Origin of the sequence: uncultured Methanobrevibacter sp. (assembly GCF_902784195.1) — an archaeon.
Taxonomy (GTDB): Archaea; Methanobacteriota; Methanobacteria; order Methanobacteriales; family Methanobacteriaceae; genus Methanobrevibacter.
The window spans coordinates 241,449-261,247 of the sequence record NZ_CACZTX010000009.1; the positions used below are offsets into that span (position 1 = coordinate 241,449).

The following is a 19,799-nucleotide window of genomic DNA, read 5'->3' on the forward strand; positions in this document are numbered from 1 at the left end:
TTTTTTCAACATTCTTATCTTTTATCATTATTTTTATTTATAGTTTTGTATAATTTATCATGATTATTCATTATAAATTAATATGAAATTATTAAAATGTATTTAAAATAACTAGAAAATATGGTAAAAATCATTAAAAATTTTTATGAAAAACAATTAAATGAATAAAAAATAAGAATAAAATTAAAAAAAGAAAAGAAGTAGGATAAATAATTTTTTTAGAAATAAAAATTATTTATTATTAAAAATATTATTATTTTAAGAATTATTTACAAGGATTATTTACCGTCAAATAATTCCTTAGACTCTTCAAGAGCTACAACTGCAGGTAATGGATTACCAGCCAACATATCAATGGAAGCTCCACCACCACTACTGATATGATCCATCTTATCACCATATCCTAAATTAACGGTAGCTGCTGCAATATGCCCTCCACCAATAACTGAAAATCCTTTTGATGATGCAATTGCATTGATAATATCCTCAGTACCGATTGCAAATTTAGGGTCTTCAAACACACCCGCAGGACCATTTGCGAAAATGGTTTTTGCCTCTCTTAAAATCTTGGAATATTTTATCAGTGAATCTCTACCAATATCAAAAATGGAAGCATCAGGAATATTCTCAATAGTTACATCTGCCCTATCCCCTTGAACACTTACTGCAACATCAGTAGGATAAACGATCTTATCACCAAACCTTTCAATAAGGTCTCTGCATTTATCCACCATATCAAGATATCCTCTTGATTCAATGAAGTTCTTGTTAGTGGATTTGATATCATAACCTGCTGCCCAAATGAATATATTAGCAACAAGACCTGAAACAAGGACATAATCTGCAGTGCCGTTTTCTAAAACATTTTCAGTAACTGTAATTGAATCGTCTGCCTTCATTCCACCTAAAGCAAAAACACAAGGGTGCTGAACATTCGCTAAAGCATTTCCAATAACGGTCAATTCCTTTTCCATGACTCTTCCTGCTGCTGATGGAACGGTTCTTGTAAACCCAACCAAGGAGGTTTGAGACCTGTGTGCTGCAGCAAATGCATCATTTACAAAATAGTCAACTAGAGGAGTCAATGTTTTAACAAGCACAGAAGTAGCTTCCTCTTCCGCGGAACGCTTTAATTGTTCTTCTGAAAAGAACCTGACATTTTCTAAAAGTAAAATTTGTCCAGGCTCTAAAGCTATGATTGATTCCCTTGCCTTAGATGAGAAAATTGAATCAACATATTTCACTTCCAAACCGACCGCTCTAGATAAAACGACAGCATGTTGCTCCAATGTGGTAAAATCATCTTTACCTGGACGACTTTGGTGAGCAAGAATAACAGTTTTAGCACCTTTCATAGATAATTCCTTAATGGTTTCAGCATGCAATTTCATACGGGTGTCATCTAAAATGATTCCAGAATTAGGATCCACAGGAGAGTTGATGTCAATCCTAACTAAAACTGTTTTGCCATTTACATCAAAATCATCAATAGTATTAAAGTTAGCCATAATTTCACTCAATAACAATAGTTTCATAATTCAAATAAAATTAAATCTTACTTACTAAATCCAATAATGCATCTTTAGGGCTTTCTGCCTTAATGATTCCAGAAGCTAAAAGAACACCTTCAGCACCTAATTCAATAGCTGCAGCCATATCCTCACCAGTGGAAATGCCTGCACCGCATAAAACCTTAACATCTTTGTTAATGGCTTTAACTTTAGATACACTTCCCTTAACAACTTCAGGATCAGCTTTGGAAACAGGTATTCCAGTACCAATAAGTTCAGGCGGCTCCACTGCAACATAATCTGGAGAAAAGGTAGCGGCTGCAACACTTGTTTCAATATTATTGGTACAGACACATGAAATAAGTTCTGCCTCTTTTGTCTTTTTAACAACTTCTGCAATGTCTGCAAGAGTCATTCTGCATTCAGAGTGATTCAATAAAGTCCCATCAATACCGCTTGCAAGGAAACTTTCAAATAAATTGCTTCCAGTGTGACCTCCAGGAGATACAGCATCAATATGTTGAGAAAGTACAGGAATATTGGTTTCCTCTTTAATTCTATAAATATCAATAGCTTGCGGTACAGCAATCATTGTAATTCCAGATTCTTCACCAGCACTTTCTAAAGCATTAGCCAAATCCAATGCCTTTTCACCACTGGATTCCAAATAAGTTTTAAAATTTAATATAACAACAGGTGTTTTAAGACTCAAATCAAATCCTCCTTAAAAACTATAATTAAATAACATTTAGCATTTATGCATCAAACATTTATACATCAAACATTTATACATCTAATATTTATGCATTTTAGTATGATAAATAATAAATAGAATAATTAAAAAAATTATTACTATATTAATAAAATATATATTCTTAATTATATTTAAATTATTTTAATCAACAAAAAAATCAAAGGATTATTATGGCATTCACTAAAGAAGAACAAGCAAAATTGGAATACAGCGGTTATAGATTTGTAGGAGAGCACGGCCATGCGGCTGCAAAAATCTGTCATTGGACTAGAAAAAGCATGGTTAATGAAGGAGTTTGCTATAAAGAGCAATTCTATGGAGTGCAATCCCACAGATGTCTTCAAATGTCTCCAGCTGTACCATTCTGTAACCAAAAATGCTCTTTTTGCTGGAGAGACTTAAGTCAAACCAGAATAGAATGGGAAGGGGAATATGATGATCCTAAAACAATTATTGAAGGCGCCATAAAAGCTCAAAACAATCTCTTATGCGGTTTTGGTGGAAATAAAAAGGCAGATAGGAAAAAGCTTGAAGAAAGCAAGAAGCCGACAAACGCTGCAATCTCACTTGCGGGTGAACCGACTTTATATCCTGAGATTGATGAGCTTTTAGCAGAATTCCACAGACAGGATTTCACAACATTTTTAGTGAGCAATGGAATGTATTGGGAAAAACTTGGAAGCCTTGAAAACGAACCAACTCAACTGTATGTTTCCTTAGATGCACCTAACGAGAAAGTGTATAAAGAGCTATGTAACCCTCAAATAAATGATGCTTGGAGCAATTTAAACAAAACACTTGAACTTATGAACAGTTTTAACAGCAGAACAGCAATTAGAATTACTTCAGTTAAGGGCAAAAACATGATAAACACTGACGAATATGCTAAACTGATCAATAAGGCAAACCCAAAATATGTTGAAGTGAAAGCATACATGTTTGTAGGATCTTCCAGAAAAAGATTAAGTCTTGACAATATGCCATCAAATCAGGAAGTTCGTGACTTTGCTCAAGAAATAGCTGATAAAACTGGCAGAGAATTAACTAAAGAGTCTGAAGTCAGTAGAGTTGTTTTATTGGAATAAAAAACATCCTATTTTTTAAAAAAAAAGTTTAATTAAAAAAATAATTAAATTTAAGTTATGAAAATTGAAAAAAACTTAAATATATTAAAAAAAGTTTAAAAAAAAGTAAAAAAGTTAAAAAAAGAAAAATTAGAAGCATAGCTATTTAGCTGCTTCTTTTGCTTTAATTTCTTCACACATTGCAACTGCTTTCTTAGCAGCTTCTTCTAATGAGATTTCATAAGGAATGCCTGCTTCTTCAAGTAATCTTTGACCTTCCTCTTCATTTGTACCAGTAAGTCTTGTTACAATGTTTACATCCCATTTATTATCTTCTAAAGCTGCAATTACACCTCTTGCAACATCATCCGCTCTGGTAATACCACCTAAAACATTAAGGAATACCACTTTTACAGGAGGGTAATTTAAAACTAAGTTTAAAGCTTTTTTAATGGATTCATCAGATGCTCCACCACCGATATCCAAGAAAGTTGCAGGTTTTCCACCGAATAATGTAACCATATCCATACCGGTTAAAGTCAATCCTGCACCATTTCCGATAACTGCAATGTCACCATCAAGCTTTACAAATGCAAAATCCTTTTTCTTGAATCTGTTTTGTCTTACTTGATCTTGATGACGGAATAAAGCATCATTTTCAATTTCCAATTTTGCATCAGCTGCAATCAAACCATCATCTGTTAAGATAAGAGGGTTAATTTCTGCAATTTCTGCATCGTACTTATCATAAACATTATAGAGCTTCCAAATGATAGCACCAATTTGAGACATCAATTCAGAGCCCACTTCCATTTTACGAGCTATTTCACGAGCTTCATAAGGCAAGAACTCTTTTAATGGGTCTACATTATATCTAATGATTTTTTCAGGGGATGTCTTAGCCAATTCTTCAATTTCCACTCCACCTTCAGCACTTGCCATAATGATTGGAGTTTTATTTGCCCTGTCATTTGAAACACTTAAGAAAAATTCCCTTTGGATATTTGCTTTTTCTTCAATGAGCAAGTGTTTTACTTTTTCACCTTTAATCTCTAACTTTAATAACTCATTAGCGATTTCAAATGCTTCACCAGGGTTGTCTGCAAACTTAATACCTCCTGCTTTACCTCTTCCACCGACTAAAACTTGAGATTTGAGTACAATAGGTCTACCAAATTCAGTAGCAACTTCCATTGCCTCTTCAGGAGAGTATACAACATGCCCTTCTAAAATTTTAATTCCTTCACTTTCAAAAACCTTTTTTGCACTATGTTCAAAAAACTTCATTTTTCTCACTCTTATTTAATAAGCATGAAAATTAGTATGAATTTTAAAAATACTTATGAATATTAAAATAAATTAAAAAGATAAATGTCCTATGAAAAATTTTTGTAAATATATTATAAATATATTGCAATAGAACTGATGTATTATCTTAAACATAATATAATATGTTATTTCTTATTATTAAAATTATTTATAAAAAATAGTGAAAATTGAATTAAAAAATTAAAAAATTAATAGAAATAATAAAAATAAGAAATAATAAAAATAATTCAAAAATCATTTGAAATATTAAAAAAATAAAAAATGATAAAAATATTTAAAGCAAAGCGTATCCTGCTTCAAATGCTTGAATATTCTTATCTTCGGTTCCTTTTGGTACACTGTCTAAAATAGCTTGTTTTGCTGCATCAACTGAAACAACTTCAGTGACCTTAACAATTGCACCGATCATTACAATGTTTGCAACTATCCTAAGTCCCACATCTTCAGTTGCAGTCTTAGTTGCAGGTGCTCTGTAAAGTTTTATTTTGTGTTCCTTTACAAAATCAACTATCTCTTCTTCAACAATCATATCTGGATCGATAATCAAGACTCCTTTGTCCTTCAAATCCCCCATATACTTGATTAAAGCTTCATGAGACATAGCAACCAAAATGTCTGGACTGGTTACTTTAGGATAGTCGATTTCATCATCATCAATAACAACTTCAGTTCTGGAAGCCCCTCCACGAGCTTCAGGACCGTAGGATTGGGTTTGAACAGCATTTTTATTATCAAAGAGTGAAGCAGCCTTACCAATGATAACTCCTGCCATGATTACTCCTTGACCACCAAAACCAGCTATACGAACTTCAGTTCTCATCTTAATCCAACTCCTCAAATGCAGATTTAATAGCTAATGGCTTGTCTGAATTCTCTTCAGCCAATGCCTTGATGTTATCAGTTAATTCAGCATGTGGATTATTAGCGAATTCACCAACAATGATTTTTCCTTCCAATTCAGCCTCATCCATCTTTTCTGCTCTTCTTTTATTGATACTGTTTTCCTTGATCCATTGGAACATTTGCAATGGAGTTTTCATCTTGTTTTTACGTCCAAAGTAAGTTGGACACTGGGAAACAACTTCAATAAATGAGAAACCTTCATTTTCCAAACCTTTTTGAATAGCTTTGGATAATTGAAGAGGATGGGTAGTGGTCCATCTAGCAACATAGGATGCACCAGCTGCACTTACAAGCTCAGCTAAATTAAAAGGCACATCTCTTGAACCGTAAGGTGCAGTTGTACCAAAGCTTCCTTTAGGTGAAGTTGGACTGATTTGACCACCAGTCATACCATAAATATTATTGTTGATACAGATTACAGTAAGATTAATGTTTCTTCTTGCAGCATGAATCAAATGATTTCCACCAATGGATGCTGCATCCCCGTCACCAGTGAATACAACAACATCCAAGTCAGGGTTTCCAACTTTAAGACCGGTTGCAAAGCTTAAAGCTCTTCCGTGGGTTGTGTGGAGTGAATCACATTTTGCATAACCAGGGATTCTTGAAGAACAACCGATACCTGAAACCATAGCAACATTTTCAAAATCAATGTCAGTTCCTTCCAATCCTTTAAAGAAGGTGCTCATTACAGTACCATTTCCACAGCCTGGACAAAATATGTGTGGCAATCTTTCTTCTCTAAGATATTTTTTATATGGACTTTCCTTTTCTACCATTTTACCACCTATCCATTAATCTCCTTAATCTTTTCGTAAATTTCATCAGGCTTATGAAGGATTCCTCCAATCTTGCCAATCAAATGAACATTAGCTTCACCATGTGCTGCTCTTTCAACTTCATGAACAATTTGTCCTAAATTCATTTCAGGAACAATTATGTCACTTGCAGTTTTAGCGATTTCAGCAATTTCCTCTTCTGGGAAAGGCCATGGAGTGTCAATTTTAAGAGATCCTACCTTAATGCCTTCTTCTCTTGCCTTTTTCATAGCAGCCCCAACAGAACGATATGGAGAACCACATGATACAATAACGATGTCTGCATCATCACAATTTTCCTTTTTAACGGAACAGATATCCTTTCTATGCATTAAAACTTTATTGCATAATCTTTCAACTAATTGAGTATGAGTGTCTGGATCGTTAGTGTCGGGATAACCCCTCTCATCGTGAGTGAGTCCAGTGACGTGAATATTGAATCCATCACCAAAAGCAGGCATAGGAGTAGTTCCATCACAAGGAGCATCAAATGGCATGTATTGGCCATCTGCCTTTTCAGGTCTTTTACGAGCAACAATTTCAATATCATCAGGAATTATCAATTTTTCTCTCATATGCCCTACAACTTCATCAGCAAGAACAGTTACAGGAACTCTGTATTCCTCAGCTAAATTAAAAGCTTTGATTGTGAAATCAAAGAATTCCTGAACGGATGAAGGTGCTAAAGCAATAGGTTCATAATCTCCATGAGAACCCCAACGAACTTGCATCATATCAGCTTGAGCAGACATGGTAGGTTGACCAGTAGATGGGGAACCTCTTTGAACATTGATAATTACAATAGGGGTTTCTGTAATGAATCCATAACCTATATTTTCCTGCATTAATGAAATACCCGGGCCGGAAGTGGCAGTCATTGCTTTCATACCACTCCAGGAAGCTCCAATGATAGCTCCTGCAGATGCAATTTCATCCTCCATTTGAACAAAAGAACCCCCATATTTTGGAAGCAAAATAGACATTTGTTCTGCAATTTCAGTAGATGGAGTAATTGGGTAACCTGCAAAGAATCTGCAGTTTGCAGCTATTGCACCTAATGCGCAAGCCTCATTTCCTTGAACAAATCGCTCTTCCACCATTTATTCCACCTCTTTTTCAACATAAATAGCTTGATCAGGACAGGATACTTCACATAAACCACATTTAGTGCAACCTTCCTCATGTTCTGGGAAAGGAAGGTAAACATTTTTTGTGTTTACTTTGTCAGATTTTGAATAGACATTTTTAGGACAAGTAGCTATACAAATATCGCATCCTTTACAAAGCTTAGAATCTATAATAATCATTAAATCATCTCACATTCTTTGTATAGTTTGAAATAAATTAATTCAAATATTAAAATAAATACCTTATCGCTATTGTTTACCTTAAGATATTAATCATAATATTAATATATATGGCAGTGTTTATTTAAATAATTTAGTATATTTAAACTAAATAATTAAAAAAATAGGAATTATCTAAAATAATTAAAATCATTAGAATAATTAAAAAAAAATAAAAAAGTAGCTAAAAAAAGTTAAGTAGGAATATAAAATAATAAAAATCAATTATTGGATTATGAAAATAAAAATAGAAAAAATAAGAGATTGGAAAAAATAAGAGTTATAAAAAATAAGGACTAACCAAATTATTCAATTATCTCCTCAACAAACATTAAAGGATAATTAAGTTCTTCTATGAATTTGATTCGGATAACAGCCAAAACATCATCGACTTTTGAATATATTTTAACATCCAGCATATCCCCACTTAAAGATGTGTATTCAAATTCAGTCATTGCCTTATCCAATCTATCCAAATCAATTGAAACCTCTACCTTATCAATGCAAGGCTGCAAAGTGAAAGACTCTTCCATAGCTTTTTCCAAACTAGCAATATTGGTTTTATTAAAGGGAGTTCCTACGAATTGATGGAACAAAGCCCCCATACTAATGGCCCCTTCAAATATTGCCCTTTCCCTATTTGAAATATTAGAAAAATATTTTTCTTTAGTGTCCATAAAATACCTCAAAATAAATTAATTTCAAGTGAATATTAGAATAATTTTATTTTCATATGACTCTTAAAAAATTAACTTAAAAAATTAAAAGAATTTAATTAATTCCCATTAAGCTATTTAACCATCCTAACTGATCAGCCCAAATTTGTGAAGATACTGGGAAAATGCAGAAATAAACCAGAACAATTGTAATAGCTATGACAACCGCTAAAATAATTTTTCGCTCATCAGCAGGAGTGAAATAGGATATTATAAGTCCAAATATTAAGAATCCTGCAGTAATGAACCATGCCCCATTAGCTTGAGGATTTTCTTCCAATGCTGTTTCATTGATGAAACTTGTAGAATTCAACTGAGCAGTTACAAGAAGTCTTTCAGCAGATGAGCCAATAGGATGGCAAGTTACTAACATCAATTCCTGATTATGGATATCTCCAGTTTCATGACTTTCATTTAAATCCAAATAATTAGCGGGGGATATTATCTTAGAATCTTTAACAGTGTAATTGATTTCACCGATTCCAGGCCATTCTAAAGTGACTACATCCCCTTTCTTAAGAGCATCTAAACGTAAAAATGGAGAGCCTTGCAATGTCCTATGACCAAATAAAACAGTATCTCCTTTAGTTGGAATGTTCGAAGTGGTGTCATACATTACCCCTTGAGATATGGAAACATTATTAATCTTTTCAAAGACTCCCAATGAAGGAATAATGATTACAGATGCATTCACATCATTAGATTCAGCTACATTCTTATATGAAAAGTAATTTACTTCTGTTAAGGCATATAACCCTATAATTAAGAAAGCAATGACTACAATGATTGTTGTAGGCTTTAAAAAACTCTTTATATCCATAAAAATCAACAACGAATTAAACTATTCTAAATTCAAAAATATTTGCAATAAATTTGCAAATAAAAACACTTAACATTAAATTTCATTAAATTTCTTAATATTACTTTGATATTTAATCTTAAATTTTAATCTTGATATTTTTTTATCTATTTTTCATATTTAATAAATTTATAATATTTTTGTTTGAAAAATGGATTGAAAAGATAAAAATAAAAAATTAAAAGAAAAAATGATAAAAATCAATGAAAATTATAATAAATCCAAAGAATTGTCCTGATATAAGTTTTCATAATATGTTTCATTCAATTCATTAACGACCCAGTCAGGAGCAAAATCTGTAGGAATTGTTAAAATTAAATTATCCATATTGTTGATGATGAAATTAACATCAGAATGAGGGACCTCTAGAAGAATAATATACTCTGAATCGAGATCACCCAAATTAGACATTCTTTCGAAATTAGACAATCTAACACCATAATTCATCAAATAAGAATCTAAAGCATCAACAACATTGTTTGAATTCAATACTGCAGATTTAAGAAGTTCTTCAACATCACTTGAATAGGAAACAGTGTTTTCAAATGGTTTTGTTTCATTTCCTTTAATGATTGTTCTTGATTTGGAAACAGTGCTATCAACTAAACCACTATCCTTAGAACGCAGGATAGCCAAAACTGTTGCTCCACTTACAATTGGGTCTTCTTCATTCTCTTCCAAAGTGCCATTAGCAATGGTTTCATTTGATTGCACTGAACTTACATTGCTATCCATACTATCATAATCATCCATATGCTCTGAAGAATTATCTCTTAAGCAGTAGACATCAACAACAGAACCTACAGAAATTAATCCTGCAGTAGCCTGAAGCCTTGTAAGAGAAATTGGAACAATGACTGTGTTGACTTTATTGAATTGAACATTTGATAGGATTTTAGCATCATTATCCTTAACAAAATCATTTGCATCTTTAACAGACATGATAATATTCTTATTTTCTCCATAAGACATCATCACTCTACCAAAATCATCCTTAGAAGATACAATCTTAGAACTATGATAAATTCTCCAATCCTTAGTGGCAAACCTTAAAACATCAATCGACTTGATTTCTTCAATATCATAAGATTGATCAATTCTATTCTTTAAAGTATAAGCATTTGAATTTAACTCTAAAGGCCCCTTATACAAGGCATTCAGCTCATTTAGCTTTGAATTTTTTTCCAAATTCAATTCGCTCTGAAATGGTTGATAAACAAAAAAGTAAAATACAGAGGATATTAACACTAAAAATATCAATAGAATAACCGCTTTAGCAAAAAATGATTTTGAAGCATCATTTTTATTCAATAGATTTTTTTTGAAATTTAAAAGATTCTCTTTAAGATTTTTCTTATCATCTTCCTTTAAATGATTATCCACAAAAAACTCATTTTGAGAATTTTTCATCCCATTAAACTTTTCATTAGAAGTATTTTTAAAATCACTTAGACCATTAGAATCTGGAGAATATATGTATTTGGAGTATTTTTCATCAAATTCATCCAAATCATTTTTGGCATCAGAATTATCCCTTGAATTGCCCCTTGAATTATTCCTTGAGTTAAGCCTTAAATTATCCTTTGAATTATTCCTTGAGTTATACCTTAAATTATCCTTAAGACTAAACTCATCATTATAAAATCCAGAACTAGAATGTGAATTATTCTTTAAGGGGGAATTTTCAGGAATTATAGAATCAAAACTTAAAAAATCCGAAGACTCTGACTTTTCATCATTCGTTTTATCATTAGATTTCTTTTTTACCCCCTTATTTTTTAATTTAATCTTAAACTTATCATTCTTAAATAAATTAAATCGATTTTTCCGATTAGTCATAGTTATCAAACCTAAAACGGAATGAGATAAAAATAGCAGAAAAAACAGGTTTTCAAAGAATTAATAGGATTAAATAAATTAAATGAATAAATTAAATTTCCCAATTGATGGAATAATAAAAATAGTTTGATAAAAAATTTAAAAAAAAGAAATTGGAATCAAAAAACTCGAAAATAAAATATAAAAAATAAAAAGTGAAGAAAGTTTTAAGAAATAATTAAGAAAATTACTTAATAAAACTATTCGTTTTCCACTTCACCAGTACTGATATTCAATAGTTTTTCCTCTTCCTCTTCTTCTTTATCTGACTTCTTAGCTTCACCAATAATTTCCCCTGAAGAAACCTTATTGATATTCTCTCTCATTGATTTGAAAGCATCTTTTGCAGAACTTAAGGAACCACTGACTTTATCAGCGGTTATTTCTCTAACTTGACCAATATTTCTATTAACATTTTCTGCAGTTAAAGCTTCTTCAGTATCAATGAAGAATTCTAAGAAGGTCATGAACATATAGACTAATGATAATACAAACAATGCTAAAGCTGGAAGATTTACAGCACCTATTGATACATTAATAGGTAAAATCAATAATAATATCATTACTGCTCCAAATCCAATAACATAATAATTGTCAACTTTAGGGTATCTGATTGTACTGATCATCAAATAAGCTGCAAACAACATTAATATTGCAGCAACTGCAACATTAAATAAACCGCTTAGGTAATAAGTTGCTATGATAATAGCTGTACCAGGTATTGGGAATCCAACAAATCCGTGGTAATTAATTTTATCTGAAATTACATTGTAACGAGTAAGTCTTAACATACCACAAACAAGTGTTAAAACAGCAATGATCGCCATTAAGTATCCTGCCCAGTCAGAGATTCCTAATCCTATATAATATAAGATGACTGAAGGCGCAACACCAAAAGATACAATATCTGCTAAGGAATCAATATTCTTACCAAAACCAAATTTATCATCACGATTAAGTTTTCTTGAAACCCATCCATCTACAGAGTCAAAAACAACTGCAACAAGTATGCACACTGATGCATATGTTAAATGATTGCCAATAACCATTAAAATAGCTAAAAATCCAAATACCAAATTCAATATTGAAATGACATCAGGAATAGCTAAAAAATATCCCATTCCTACACTTTTTAATCTCATAATTTGACTCCAAATAATATTTTAAATAAACTCCCTTATTAATTTTTTCAAAAAACGATTAATTGTTTTCTAAATCAATATAAAATAACAATACATTAGTTAAAAGTAATTTAATTAAAAAATTTAACTATATTTGAAAAATAAACTCAAATTAGCATTTTTAATTAAAATAATATATATTTTAAATAAAGTAAATATTCTAAATAAATTAAATTTTTTTACATGAATTCAATTCTACATTTTCACTATAACTTTACTTAAAAAATAAACAATTTTTACAAACTAGCATAATTCATTAAGCAATATTACATGAATATTGTTTTAATTCATTACTTAAATATTTACTCAATAGTATTTAATATATTCTATTATCTTATATTTAATTTTTTTTAAAAAAATAAACTGATTTATATAGGCCTATATAAAAACAAAATTTTATATTATAATAATGAAATATATTAAAATAGTATAGCATTAAAATTCTTGGTTTTAATTGAAAATAGTAATACGAACAATAATTTAAAATGAATATGCAAACAATAAACAGATAATTGATTCGAAAAAATCAAAGGATTTAAGAAAAAGGATTCGAAAATTAATTTAAACTCTATTAAGTGATTATATGATTGAAGACAGGATACAAATTCTCAGAAGAGCTGCAAAAGTTTCATCTAGAGAGAATAATGAACACGTATGGTGTGTCATCGCAGGTAATGAAAAGCTAGTTGATGATATAGCATACAATGCAATTACCGCTAAGGATAGAGTTCAAATTCTATTTAGAGAATCCATTAAGATTTTAGATAAATACACTTCAAAAAGATTTGATTGCTTAATGCTAAAAGGAGAGACACTGAAAATCAGCGAACTTAGAAACAGGTGCAATGAGAAAGGAGGGGCATCTGTAGAGATAACTAATGTGCATATTAATGAAGTGCCTAATCTATTGGTGATTGTTGGTCCCGAAGAATCAATGAAATCATTCAATGGAGAAACAAATAGGCAAAATACAAAAATAAACATTTTAGCTGAAGATCATACAAGCAGTTTTATTAAGGCTGAGCTTAATACAAGATTTAAATTGCCATCCTTTTTAAGAAGTACAGTGACCCCAATACTTGATATGAGCGATGTTGTTTTATCCGCAATCCTAGTTTCTGTAGTAGATGAAAATGATATTGAGCATGTTAAAGAAATTAGCCAAAACAATAGCTTATTTGGAATTGACTTAAAGAAAACAATCCAAGATAAAGAAAAGCAAAGAATCATTGAGAATGTGGAAGAAGATAAAATAGAAAATCAGGAAGAAGAGAAACAAGAAGAAAACACCAATCTAGACAACACCTTAGAATCACAAGAAGAAAATCAACTACAATAATTAATTAAACTTTTTACACACCCAACAAAAAAATCATATTTTTGACTATTTTTACATAATTCTTAAAATCTTTTCATAATTTTATACAAAAACTTATTATTAATAAAAATTATAAATAATTATTGTTAAAACATTAATTAATTTTATGAATATTTTAGTTGAATATTTCAATTCAAAAACATGAATTAATTAATAATTAAAAAAATAAAATCGATTAAATAATCTATTAAATGATTTAATTTAATTTTATCAATGGAGGAATAACTTTGAGTATTTTCGGAAATGAAGACGCTATTGAAATTGAACCAACAAGAGTTGTGAAAAATAGTTTAGGTATTGACTTAGGTACCTTAAACACAGTAATTGCAAAACCATCAGGAGACAAATTTGACTTATACCAAATTCCTTCTGTAGTTGCTGTAAAAAAAGATGACCCTTCCGCAGTACTTGCTGTTGGAGAAGAAGCTAAAAAAATGTTAGGCAGAACTCCAGAGGACATTGTTGCAGTAAGACCACTTAAAAAAGGAGTAATCGAAAACGTTGCACAAGCACAAGCATTACTCATTAGAGCTATGGAAATTGGTATTAACGAAGGAGAAACCGTGGGAAGAATTGTTATTGGAATTCCTGGAGACGCTTCTGAAGTAGAAAAAAATGCTGCTGAAGAAATAGGTAGAAAAGCTGGTGCTGAATACGTTTTAGTAGTCAGTGAAGGTTTAGCTGCAGCTATTGGTGCAGGATTGCCTATCGCAGAACCAAATGGAACCATGGTAATTGACATTGGTGCAGGATCTACTGATTTGGTGGTTATTTCCCTTGGTGGAATCAACGATATCGAAACCGTAAGAGTAGGTGGAGACGACATTGATAATAGAATCGTGGAATTGGTTGCAGAAAAATACAATGTTGCAATTAGCATTCACGATGCGGAAGCTGCAAAAATGGAAATTGGAATGATTCATTGCAGCGAAGAATTTGAAAACTTAAGTTATGAAGTTATTGGTAAATCCTTAGAAACTAACAGACCTAAAAAAGTTGTTATTGACTCAATGTTAGTTGCAGATGCAGTAGAACCAATCATCCAAGCAGTTGTTGGCGGATTAAACATTATCCTAGAAAGATTACCTGCAGAATTGATGATGGGAGTTTACAAAAATACTGTAGCAGTAGGAGGAAGTTCCAGATTAAGAGGTCTTAAAGAAAGAATTTATGATGAATCCGACATCCCAATTCAAATTTCTGATGACCCTATGACCGTAGTTGCAAAAGGAACTGCAATCGTAGCTGCTGAACCATTAGCTTTAGAACCGGAAGTACGTTTAAAAGCTATGAAATAAATTTAAACAATTTCAAGCGTTATTAATACGTATAATACTATGGATTGTCTTTACAATCCATAATATTCCTTTTAACACCAAAAACCAACACCATCAAAATTACTTCTTTTAAACTTTAAAATCTTATTTTATAAAAATTAATAAAACTGATATGTAACTATTTAATGAAAACTAAATAAAACTAAACTATTTAAATAATAAAACTGGATTTAATAATATGGATACACTAGGATTAGATGAAGCTGGAAGAGGCCCTGTTTTAGGCCCTATGGTTATGGCCGGTATTGTAATACCTGAGAAAAAAGAAAAGATCATTGAAAGAATGGGCGTGAAAGATTCTAAAAGATTAACTCCTAACAGAAGAGCTGTCCTATATCGTAAGTTAACTAAAATGTTCGATTATGAAACAGTGGTAATTACTGCAAAGGATATTGACACTTTAAGAGCAAAAGGAATTAATCTTAATCAAATAGAAAAACTAGCTATGAAAAAAATCATAAATACTCTTCGAGCAGATAGAATCATCATAGATGCTTTGGATGTTAAGGAAGGAAGACTTCAGGAGGAGATGGAAGAATATGTAGGCCATAGCTGTGAGGTCATTGCGGAACATAAGGCAGATGATAACTATCTTGCGGTTGGAGCAGCTTCAATCATTGCAAAAGCAAAAAGGGACATGATTATTGAAGAAATTAATAAGCAGTACATCAGATCCACCAAGGACAGAGATGGAATCGGTTCAGGTTATCCAAGCGATCCAAAAACCAAAAACTTCTTGAAGAAATTTAAATATGATGAAATGCCAGATTTCGTTAGAAGAAGTTGGGGAACAGTCCAGAAAATTAAAGAAGCCGAAGAGGCTGAAAAATTAGAATAAGTTAAACTAAAATTTTTCAATGCAAAAAATAAAAAAAATAAAAAAAATCCAATTTACCTAAATAAATTGGAAAGAATTTTGGTCAAGGTTTTTAGCCGAAGGCTAAAAAGCTTGGGGATTTAATCTGGATTGAAACCAGCAATTTTCCATTTTCCATCAAATATTGCTGCAACTGAAGAGACAGGATTTTCAAATTCAGCAAATGCACCTTCGTCGAAAATAAACTTACATGCATCATCAGGAGTTTCTGCAGCAAAAACAACATCTTCCGGTGTGTTTTTCTCATATGTGGAAATGAATTGAGCTTTACCATCTTCTATTTTTTCAACTAATACTTTACTGTCAGTTACAATACCAATATAAGCTTCAAAATCATCTTCGTTTCCTTTAACTACTGCAGCAATTCTTGGAGTGTTATAATCATCCTTTTCATAATCTAATGTGATTAATGAATATGCCATTGCATCCCTGATATTCATTCCAATAGCTATCTTATCTGCAATAGGATTGGTTTGAGAACCGTTTGAAATAATTGCAATGTCACCTACAGTCTTTACACAATCATAAGCAATGTAAGAGTTTTTGAAAATATCTGTTTCAAACCCTTCCTTTGGAATGATGGCTGCTTCATCTTCAAGAACTTTTACTTGTCTGTTTGGAAAAGACCTGCTTGAAACTCTATAAGCAACATATGGTTTTCCATCTTCTGTTTTTCCTGCTGAAATAATTCTGCCTAAATACATTGTTTTACCCCAAATTAATTATAATATACAAAATCCAATAATTAAAAAATTTAGAAATTCTAAAATTAAAGAAATTTTAAAATTAAAAAAATTTTACTATTAAAAAATTAAAAAATAAAAAAATCATATTTTAAAAAAGCATTAAAATATGAAAAATTTGAAAATATTAAAAAAATTAAAATAAACTTTAAAATCACTCTGGCATATGAACTGCCTCTTGAGGAGTCATTCCAGAAGGTGCTTGAATATATATTGCATGTTCACTCGTTTTAATCTGAACATCACCCTCATCCAGCACTCTTGCATGAACACCGACAGCATTTCCTCTTATCTCAGAAGACATATCTACACCATTTACAACAACTTTCTGAAGTCCTGCAACAGGCAGCAAATAATACTCTGCATCTCCAGTAGTGTCAGTCATATTTGGCTTTCCAGTGCCTGTGCCAGTGTCATCACCAGTAACAGATGCAGCACCGAAAGTACTGGTCACTACTAAAAAGATAAGTAAAGTAAATAAAATGTCAATAAAAGGAACCAACTTGATTTCAGGCTCATCCCTACTCATCTTCTCCTTATGACGCTTAATGTCAATTGCCAATTTAACAGCCCCTTGATTATTGTCTTAATTTACTTTCAGTAATTTCAGATTTTACATCACATTTTTCCAATATGATATTACTTATACTCTTTTCAAGCATACTTGGCTTAAATGAAATTTGAATATTTGAATATGGATCAGAGATTTCCTTTACGCTAACAATACCTTCTGCTTCTTGAAGTGCTTCAATTACACAAGGCAACTTTTCATAAACTCTGATTTTAATTACAGCATAACTCCAATTAGTCATTTTAGTAGCTAATTCAATTTTATCCATTTCTGCATCAATTAAACCTTTGATATAAGTATATAATGGCATAAGAACAATAGCTACAGTTAAACCTGCAATAGTGGTAATAAGAGCAATGTAAATACCCTCTGCCATAGCTGCAGCATCAGGATTTACACCTAAATTCTTAAAGGTCATCCAAATACCTAATACAGTACCAATCAATCCTAAGAAAGGAGCAAGCTCAATAATAGTTTTTAATGCACTAATACCATTGGTCATTTTTGAGAGCTCCACAATGAAGATTTGCTCCATACTTTCTTCCACTTCTATCTTATTCTTATAACCAATTTTCAATGCTTCAGACATGATTCTTGAAACAGGGTTTTTATAGTGACTGATATTTTTTAAAGCTTCAATAGCTCCACCTTGTTCCATAGATGAGGTAATAGTCCCCATAATCTCTGTAGCATCGATTTTACTTATTTTTCTAAGGTAAAATATCTTTCTTATAGATATTAACAGACCATAGATACCAAGCAAAAGAATTATATAAGTGATAACTCCCCCACTTTGGAGCATCTCCATAATCATGTCAAATCCATTAATAAGACTTTCTATAATCATAATATCCTCTAAAGAATTAATTAATAATTAAATAATCTAATAAATTAATAATAAAACTGATTATTAATCATACTAATAATAAATTTATTATTTTTAATATAAAAGCATATTGTTAATTTTTAAAAAAAAATAAAGCATAATTGTTAATTTTTAAAAAAATTTCCAATAAATAACAAATTTTAGTGAATAATTACAAATTTCTCTAAATAAAAATTTCTGAAATAATAATTTCTGTGAATAACAATAATTTCTGTGAATAACAATAGTTTTTTATATTTTATTAGTATAACATTTAAATATGACTTTAAAATTATATGGATTAAAAGAAATTCCTTTAGTTAAAAAAGGAGATAATATAGCTGAGATAATTGAAGAGGATTTAGAAAAGGAAAATATTGCTCTTGAAGATGGAGATATTTTGCTTATTGCAGAAACATTGATTTCCAAAGCTGAAGGCAACTACATAAAAATTGATGAACTTGAGCCAAGCGAGGAAACAATTAAAATCGCAGAACAATGCAAAAAAGATCCGAAACTTGTAGAAGCTATTTTGCAGGAATCAAATGAAATCGTTGCAGTTGGACCTAATTTCATTGTAACCGAGACCAAACATGGATTCGTCTGTGCAAACTCTGGAATTGATGAATCCAATGTGGAAGAGGGATTAGCAACTCCAATGCCTAAGAATCCTGACCAATCTGCAAAGGAAATAAGAGAATACTTAGAAGAAAAAACTGAAAAGGAAATTGCAGTAATCATTACTGACACTCAAGGAAGAGCATTTAGAGTAGGTGCAATTGGAACAGCTATTGGCTGCTCAGGAATCAATCCTCTTTGGGTAAGAATCGGCGAGGAAGACTTGTTCGGCAGAGCTCTTGAAACAACTGAAGTTGCTACTGCAGATGAGCTTGCAGCAGCTGCATCCTTATTGATGGGACAAGCAAACGAAGGAATTCCTATCGTATTGATTAGAGGATTTGATGCATTTAACCACCTTAGAGACACAGAAACTGGAATCAAACCATTGCTTAGACCTAAAGAGTTTGATGTATTTAGAAAATAGATAACAAACAATAACAGTTTATAACAAAACGATTTTTTTTCTTTTTGAGTGTATAATATGGTTGAAATTAATTTCAAATGTGAAAGCTGTGATTTTTCATTTTTAGATAAGAACCTAATATTCTATTTAGATACTAATTTAGAAGATCTTGAATCCATTTTAAATTTCTATTCTAAAGACAAGAAAGAGGATAGCAATCATTTAGAACTTATTGAAGATATTCACAATAAGGAAAATTCAGACAAGATGACTAAATCTTTAATTTCAGGATTCCTTTATGAAAACTACTGTCCAAATTGCAATGAATTAATTAAGACCTACGTTCCTGAAGACAATGAGCTATTCACTCAAGAAGAGATTGAAAAAATATTGACTAAAGAAATTTCTAAAAATCTCGATAATGATAAAACATTTAAAATACTATTTTTTGATTTTAAGAAAACATTTTACAAAGATAGGAGAAACATTCTTGAAAATAACGATTGCCCTAATTGCAATAGTGAAATGTCTTTAGTAATTTCTGAAAAAACTCCATGCCCTAAATGTGGAGGTCCATTAAAAGAAGAATTTTAAAGTTAAAATTTTAAAAAAAACGTCATTTGTTAAATTTACGAGTGAAATAAT

General features: G+C 31.1%; 20 protein-coding genes. 6 read left to right on the forward strand and 14 right to left on the reverse strand.

What is annotated here, in order from left to right; genetic code table 11:
- Positions 1-278: 278 nt before the first annotated feature.
- Together QZU90_RS08130 and tpiA are read right to left on the reverse strand one after the other, a co-directional pair.
- A complete protein-coding gene (locus QZU90_RS08130) occupies positions 279-1,511 on the reverse strand; it encodes a phosphoglycerate kinase (protein ID WP_296856616.1) in 1,233 nt (410 codons plus the stop codon).
- 37 nt (positions 1,512-1,548) lie between these two features.
- Positions 1,549-2,223, reverse strand: coding sequence for a triose-phosphate isomerase (gene tpiA / locus QZU90_RS08135; protein ID WP_296856581.1), 675 nt, complete (start codon positions 2,221-2,223; stop codon positions 1,549-1,551).
- A gap of 212 nt (positions 2,224-2,435) precedes the next feature.
- Here tpiA and twy1 point away from each other — a divergent pair, with 212 nt between their 5' ends.
- On the forward strand, positions 2,436-3,350 hold the full coding sequence (gene twy1 / locus QZU90_RS08140) for a 4-demethylwyosine synthase TYW1 (RefSeq protein ID WP_296856583.1): 915 nt from the start codon (positions 2,436-2,438) through the stop codon (positions 3,348-3,350).
- Positions 3,351-3,491: 141 nt separating this feature from the next.
- On the opposite strand, the gene sucC is transcribed toward twy1, so the two are convergent.
- The 9 genes from sucC to QZU90_RS08185 all read right to left on the reverse strand — a co-directional run bounded on the left by sucC (position 3,492) and on the right by QZU90_RS08185 (position 12,320).
- Complete coding sequence (gene sucC, locus QZU90_RS08145) at positions 3,492-4,616, reverse strand: ADP-forming succinate--CoA ligase subunit beta (protein WP_296856585.1); 1,125 nt, start codon at positions 4,614-4,616, stop codon at positions 3,492-3,494.
- 316 nt (positions 4,617-4,932) lie between these two features.
- Complete coding sequence (locus tag QZU90_RS08150; RefSeq protein WP_296856586.1) at positions 4,933-5,478, reverse strand: 2-oxoacid:ferredoxin oxidoreductase subunit gamma; 546 nt, start codon at positions 5,476-5,478, stop codon at positions 4,933-4,935.
- Between the two features lies 1 nt (position 5,479).
- A complete protein-coding gene (locus QZU90_RS08155; protein ID WP_295607842.1) occupies positions 5,480-6,340 on the reverse strand; it encodes a 2-oxoacid:ferredoxin oxidoreductase subunit beta in 861 nt (286 codons plus the stop codon).
- Between the two features lie 8 nt (positions 6,341-6,348).
- Positions 6,349-7,479 carry a 2-oxoacid:acceptor oxidoreductase subunit alpha gene (locus QZU90_RS08160; protein WP_295607845.1) on the reverse strand — a complete coding sequence of 377 codons (1,131 nt, stop codon included), beginning with the start codon at positions 7,477-7,479 and terminating at the stop codon, positions 6,349-6,351.
- On the reverse strand, positions 7,480-7,686 hold the full coding sequence (locus tag QZU90_RS08165; protein ID WP_295607848.1) for a ferredoxin family protein: 207 nt from the start codon (positions 7,684-7,686) through the stop codon (positions 7,480-7,482).
- Between the two features lie 344 nt (positions 7,687-8,030).
- Positions 8,031-8,402: a dihydroneopterin aldolase family protein gene (locus QZU90_RS08170; RefSeq protein WP_296856588.1), complete on the reverse strand. Its 372-nt coding sequence runs from the start codon at positions 8,400-8,402 to the stop codon at positions 8,031-8,033.
- A gap of 94 nt (positions 8,403-8,496) precedes the next feature.
- Positions 8,497-9,261, reverse strand: a complete 765-nt coding sequence (locus QZU90_RS08175; RefSeq protein ID WP_296856590.1) for a class E sortase — start codon at positions 9,259-9,261, stop codon at positions 8,497-8,499.
- Positions 9,262-9,510: 249 nt separating this feature from the next.
- Complete coding sequence (locus QZU90_RS08180; protein WP_296856592.1) at positions 9,511-11,139, reverse strand: hypothetical protein; 1,629 nt, start codon at positions 11,137-11,139, stop codon at positions 9,511-9,513.
- Positions 11,140-11,378: 239 nt separating this feature from the next.
- Positions 11,379-12,320: an archaetidylserine synthase gene (locus QZU90_RS08185; protein WP_295607860.1), complete on the reverse strand. Its 942-nt coding sequence runs from the start codon at positions 12,318-12,320 to the stop codon at positions 11,379-11,381.
- Positions 12,321-12,942: 622 nt separating this feature from the next.
- On the opposite strand from QZU90_RS08185, the gene QZU90_RS08190 reads away from it, so the two are divergent.
- The 3 genes from QZU90_RS08190 to rnhB all read left to right on the forward strand — a co-directional run bounded on the left by QZU90_RS08190 (position 12,943) and on the right by rnhB (position 15,912).
- A complete protein-coding gene (locus QZU90_RS08190) occupies positions 12,943-13,698 on the forward strand; it encodes a hypothetical protein (RefSeq protein ID WP_295607863.1) in 756 nt (251 codons plus the stop codon).
- Between the two features lie 266 nt (positions 13,699-13,964).
- Positions 13,965-15,035: a rod shape-determining protein gene (locus QZU90_RS08195; protein ID WP_295607865.1), complete on the forward strand. Its 1,071-nt coding sequence runs from the start codon at positions 13,965-13,967 to the stop codon at positions 15,033-15,035.
- Between the two features lie 217 nt (positions 15,036-15,252).
- Entirely contained in the window at positions 15,253-15,912 is a 660-nt protein-coding gene (gene rnhB / locus QZU90_RS08200; RefSeq protein WP_295607868.1) for a ribonuclease HII, read from the forward strand.
- Between the two features lie 119 nt (positions 15,913-16,031).
- On the opposite strand, the gene QZU90_RS08205 is transcribed toward rnhB, so the two are convergent.
- The 3 genes from QZU90_RS08205 to QZU90_RS08215 form a co-directional block, all read right to left on the reverse strand.
- Positions 16,032-16,655, reverse strand: coding sequence for an IMP cyclohydrolase (locus QZU90_RS08205; RefSeq protein ID WP_295607871.1), 624 nt, complete (start codon positions 16,653-16,655; stop codon positions 16,032-16,034).
- Between the two features lie 193 nt (positions 16,656-16,848).
- Positions 16,849-17,256: a biopolymer transporter ExbD gene (locus QZU90_RS08210; RefSeq protein ID WP_295607874.1), complete on the reverse strand. Its 408-nt coding sequence runs from the start codon at positions 17,254-17,256 to the stop codon at positions 16,849-16,851.
- 16 nt (positions 17,257-17,272) lie between these two features.
- The gene (locus QZU90_RS08215; RefSeq protein WP_295607876.1) at positions 17,273-18,112 is read right to left on the reverse strand and encodes a MotA/TolQ/ExbB proton channel family protein; all 840 of its coding nucleotides are present in this window, start codon (positions 18,110-18,112) and stop codon (positions 17,273-17,275) included.
- 298 nt (positions 18,113-18,410) lie between these two features.
- Between QZU90_RS08215 and QZU90_RS08220 the strand changes: the two genes are divergently transcribed.
- Both QZU90_RS08220 and QZU90_RS08225 read left to right on the forward strand, forming a co-directional pair.
- A complete protein-coding gene (locus QZU90_RS08220) occupies positions 18,411-19,175 on the forward strand; it encodes a coenzyme F420-0:L-glutamate ligase (RefSeq protein ID WP_296856594.1) in 765 nt (254 codons plus the stop codon).
- A gap of 57 nt (positions 19,176-19,232) precedes the next feature.
- Entirely contained in the window at positions 19,233-19,748 is a 516-nt protein-coding gene (locus QZU90_RS08225; RefSeq protein ID WP_295607881.1) for a hypothetical protein, read from the forward strand.
- Positions 19,749-19,799: the final 51 nt, after the last annotated feature.

What these genes read in the sequence shown, in the direction of transcription:
- QZU90_RS08170 (WP_296856588.1), bottom strand. Translation starts at nt 8,402, where the DNA reads ATGGACACTAAAGAAAAATATTTTTCTAATATTTCAAATAGGGAAAGG.
- QZU90_RS08215 (WP_295607876.1), bottom strand. Translation starts at nt 18,112, where the DNA reads ATGATTATAGAAAGTCTTATTAATGGATTTGACATGATTATGGAGATG.
- QZU90_RS08185 (WP_295607860.1), bottom strand. Translation starts at nt 12,320, where the DNA reads ATGAGATTAAAAAGTGTAGGAATGGGATATTTTTTAGCTATTCCTGAT.
- twy1 (WP_296856583.1), top strand. Translation starts at nt 2,436, where the DNA reads ATGGCATTCACTAAAGAAGAACAAGCAAAATTGGAATACAGCGGTTAT.
- QZU90_RS08180 (WP_296856592.1), bottom strand. Translation starts at nt 11,139, where the DNA reads ATGACTAATCGGAAAAATCGATTTAATTTATTTAAGAATGATAAGTTT.
- sucC (WP_296856585.1), bottom strand. Translation starts at nt 4,616, where the DNA reads ATGAAGTTTTTTGAACATAGTGCAAAAAAGGTTTTTGAAAGTGAAGGA.
- QZU90_RS08205 (WP_295607871.1), bottom strand. Translation starts at nt 16,655, where the DNA reads ATGTATTTAGGCAGAATTATTTCAGCAGGAAAAACAGAAGATGGAAAA.
- QZU90_RS08220 (WP_296856594.1), top strand. Translation starts at nt 18,411, where the DNA reads ATGACTTTAAAATTATATGGATTAAAAGAAATTCCTTTAGTTAAAAAA.
- QZU90_RS08165 (WP_295607848.1), bottom strand. Translation starts at nt 7,686, where the DNA reads ATGATTATTATAGATTCTAAGCTTTGTAAAGGATGCGATATTTGTATA.
- rnhB (WP_295607868.1), top strand. Translation starts at nt 15,253, where the DNA reads ATGGATACACTAGGATTAGATGAAGCTGGAAGAGGCCCTGTTTTAGGC.
- QZU90_RS08155 (WP_295607842.1), bottom strand. Translation starts at nt 6,340, where the DNA reads ATGGTAGAAAAGGAAAGTCCATATAAAAAATATCTTAGAGAAGAAAGA.
- QZU90_RS08175 (WP_296856590.1), bottom strand. Translation starts at nt 9,261, where the DNA reads ATGGATATAAAGAGTTTTTTAAAGCCTACAACAATCATTGTAGTCATT.
- QZU90_RS08190 (WP_295607863.1), top strand. Translation starts at nt 12,943, where the DNA reads ATGATTGAAGACAGGATACAAATTCTCAGAAGAGCTGCAAAAGTTTCA.
- QZU90_RS08160 (WP_295607845.1), bottom strand. Translation starts at nt 7,479, where the DNA reads ATGGTGGAAGAGCGATTTGTTCAAGGAAATGAGGCTTGCGCATTAGGT.
- QZU90_RS08150 (WP_296856586.1), bottom strand. Translation starts at nt 5,478, where the DNA reads ATGAGAACTGAAGTTCGTATAGCTGGTTTTGGTGGTCAAGGAGTAATC.
- QZU90_RS08225 (WP_295607881.1), top strand. Translation starts at nt 19,233, where the DNA reads ATGGTTGAAATTAATTTCAAATGTGAAAGCTGTGATTTTTCATTTTTA.